The organism is Burkholderia sp. SIMBA_062 (genome assembly GCF_046534765.1).
GTDB classification, from domain to species: Bacteria; Pseudomonadota; Gammaproteobacteria; order Burkholderiales; family Burkholderiaceae; genus Burkholderia; species Burkholderia ambifaria.
In genome coordinates, this window is the sequence record NZ_JAWRYD010000214.1 from 1 (window position 1) to 278 (window position 278).

Annotated in this window: 1 protein-coding gene; it reads right to left on the reverse strand. The window is 56.5% G+C overall.

Annotated elements, in window-relative coordinates:
* Positions 1-278: NAD(P)H-binding protein (locus tag SB786_RS36090; protein ID WP_410731557.1), on the reverse strand; the 278-nt coding region annotated here is incomplete at both ends.

Below are 278 nucleotides of genomic sequence, written 5' to 3' on the forward strand. Positions count from 1 at the left end.
GGTCACCTGGTCGACCAAAAACTTCGCGAGATTGCCTCTGGAGAGCTTCATGCCGAGTTTGGTCTTTCCATACCAGCCCACGTCCACACCGCCATCGGCGGGGCCATCCTTGAGATTAGGAATGCGTATCAGTGTCCAGTCCAGGTCCGAATTGGCGACCAATTCGCCAGTCGCCTTGATGTCCTCATATCCCTTGCGCGCGATCACCTTGAACAACAGCGCGAACGCATGGGGTTTGAAGGCAAAGCCATCCTTGGGATCGCGATAGGCAGCCGTAG